This window comes from Pseudomonas ovata (genome assembly GCF_003131185.1).
GTDB lineage: Bacteria > Pseudomonadota > Gammaproteobacteria > Pseudomonadales > Pseudomonadaceae > Aquipseudomonas > Aquipseudomonas ovata.
This window is the reverse complement of record NZ_QFFU01000050.1, coordinates 1-2411: the sequence shown is the minus strand read 5'-3', so window position 1 is coordinate 2411 and position 2411 is coordinate 1. Positions and strand designations below refer to the sequence as shown.

The window sequence follows — 2411 nt, the reverse complement described above, 5'->3', positions numbered from 1 at the left end:
TCGGCGCAAGGCCGAATGAGGATCAGAGGGGGCGAGCCGTACGGCTTTGAGCCGGCTCATGGCTGGACATCCTGACCAAGGTGGCCACCGAATTCAGCCTTGCATGAAGCAAAGGGGGTAGAGGAAATCATTTCCATTGATCCGCGTATCTGCGGTGATACTGACCGGCTTCACATTTTGCGGCTTGCAAGAAGCCACAGTGAACGCCATAATCAGCTCACATTGATGTGTGTTGAACAGGTTTCCGCCTCGCTAAACGGCCTGTTCAAGATTTTCCAGAAAGCCCCGCCGGCAAGCGGGGCTTTCTGGTTTCTGCATTCTTGGTAACCCTGTAGGTCTTTCCTTCTCTGATTTTTCTGTTAACTGCGCCTCATGAGCAGAAGCTCAGAAGGCAAAGTGCGTGAACCCTACCACCATAATATTTTTCCTGCAAATCTTAAGATTAGCGCTGAAGCCCCGTTTTTACGGGGCTTCAGCAAAAAATATTGCGTAACTTATGTAAGTTACATAACTTAAGTAATCGAAGAATCTTCGTTTTCCTGCTCTACATCAGTAAGGGGCTCAGCTTTAGATGCCACCTCCAAAAGCGCCACAATCTCTGCTTTGCTGAGGTGCCCGAGGGCCATAACAGCTGCCCGAATGACATCTGAACGGGATGCTTTGAAATCTCTCGGCATCATGGAGATTCTGTCTATCCGGAGATTGAGGTCCTTGGTTAGAGAAAAAGTCGTTCGCACAAATTTAGGAGCTTTTTTGCGCTTTCGTTTTTCTTTTGGCGCAGCATGGACTGGAGCACCGGCAATAAAAGCCAAGGCCGCTTCATCGTTCTGCTCGAAGGATGGTGTGTCTTCTTCCGGTTTACGTATCAAACTCTTCAGAGCCATGATCTGCTCCCCCAAAGCTCGTTGGCCAGCGTCTCGATTTCTTCTTTGGCACGTAGGTCATTCCCGCTTTCCAGGACTGAACAACCATTCTCGTCTGCGTCGTCGTAAACATTTCGCGCAGTGGTTACGGCATCCAGTGGCTGTATGCCATAAGAGCGGCAAGCTTCTTTAGCATCGAGAATTCGTTGACCTTGACTTGGCAGAGCTGGGCATTGCGTGATGACACTGCGAACCGTCAACAATGGATTCACAGCTGTGGCTAGCCGAGTGAGGTTATCGACTTTTGGTAGAGTCTTGAGATCACGCCTTTTAGGTCGAAAGGGGATCAGCATGTGTGTTGCCACAGTCATCGCCGATCTTAGAGCCTCAGAATCAGAGCCGCCGGCATCAATAACAATTTGCCTGTACCTACCGCGCAGATCTGCAAGCGTCTCTCGAATATTGCCATGAGCTTGCACCACCGGAATGGATGGTAAATTTGGCTGGGCAGATCGCTCAGCTGCCCAATCTGCCGTCGTACCCTGAGGATCTGCATCTAAAAGCAGCACATCCCCGCCACGAGCCTGTAGCCATACGGCAAGGTTTTGGGCTAGGCAGCTTTTGCCGCTGCCGCCCTTCTCGCCACCTAAAAGCAAAATCATGAGGCGACCTCAAGTTGATAGAAAGTGACATAACTTACATAAGTTATATGCGCTTTACTACGAGAGGCAGATCATTCCTCAGTAATAGAGAATTCCAACTCACCTTGCATGCCTTTACTGAAGGCACCAGACGGGTTACCAGGCGCTGACATCTTCGAAACACCGCGCGCACGCGCGCCCGGTTGAGCCGGCAGGTGGCGTAGCCGCCTGGGGGCGATTTATCCGGGTCGGCGCCCGCTAGGGTGGCGAAGCCAGGCCGGGGCAGTTTCATCGCCCTGGCCCGCCAGACGGGGTTGTGCACCTTTTCTCAGGTCACACTTTTCGCGCCGTACCGAAGGTACGAAGTGCGCGAGCATTTATGCTCTATGAGGGGTTTACACCTCGTAAGTCCTTGTTTTTACCCGAAGGGGAATACTGACTCGGGTATAAAATTTCATTTATTTGAGCTCATTTGAATCGACCGCTGTCGACGACGCGTTTTTGAAGTATTTTCAGGCAAAAAGCAGCCGTCGATATGTCCTTGCTCGATCAACGTCGGCACGCAGGGAAAAACGGTCAAATCGCAGGCGATCGCAGGTCTCCGCGTGAGCGGATGCGATTAAAAATCCCCTACAACGGGATTACTTGGTTTTTTGCGCGACCTTGGCCAGCAACGCATCCAGCGAGCTGGAGACCTCGGCGCCGGTCTTGGTCCTGGAAGCTGCGGGCTGTGGTCTGGTCACAGCTGGCCGGCCTGCAGCCTTGGCCACTGGCGCTGTCGTACGCGTTTCCTTGGCCTGCCAGCGTTGCCTGGAAACGTCACGGCGCAGCTGCTCTTTTGAGTGCCGCTCCATTTCGCCCAGACGCGCCTGCCCAATCTCGCGCAGCTCCACGTCGCGGCGTTTCT

The 2411-nt window shown here is 52.9% G+C and carries 2 protein-coding genes and 1 pseudogene; all 3 read right to left on the bottom strand.

Annotated elements, in window-relative coordinates:
- Positions 1–512 precede the first annotated feature (512 nt).
- Entirely contained in the window at positions 513–884 is a 372-nt protein-coding gene (locus tag DGA31_RS29350) for a hypothetical protein (protein WP_109514909.1), read from the bottom strand.
- The gene (locus DGA31_RS29345; protein WP_109514908.1) at positions 875–1525 is read right to left on the bottom strand and encodes an AAA family ATPase; all 651 of its coding nucleotides are present in this window, start codon (positions 1523–1525) and stop codon (positions 875–877) included. Before DGA31_RS29345 ends, DGA31_RS29350 begins: the two co-directional genes overlap by 10 nt.
- Before the next feature lie 620 nt (positions 1526–2145).
- Positions 2146–2411 (bottom strand): annotated as a pseudogene (locus DGA31_RS29925) (hypothetical protein); the annotation flags it as partial.

Bases quoted from the DNA above. Each gene is read 5' to 3' on its own strand.
- DGA31_RS29350 (WP_109514909.1), bottom strand. From the start codon at position 884: ATGGCTCTGAAGAGTTTGATACGTAAACCGGAAGAAGACACACCATCC.
- DGA31_RS29345 (WP_109514908.1), bottom strand. From the start codon at position 1,525: ATGATTTTGCTTTTAGGTGGCGAGAAGGGCGGCAGCGGCAAAAGCTGC.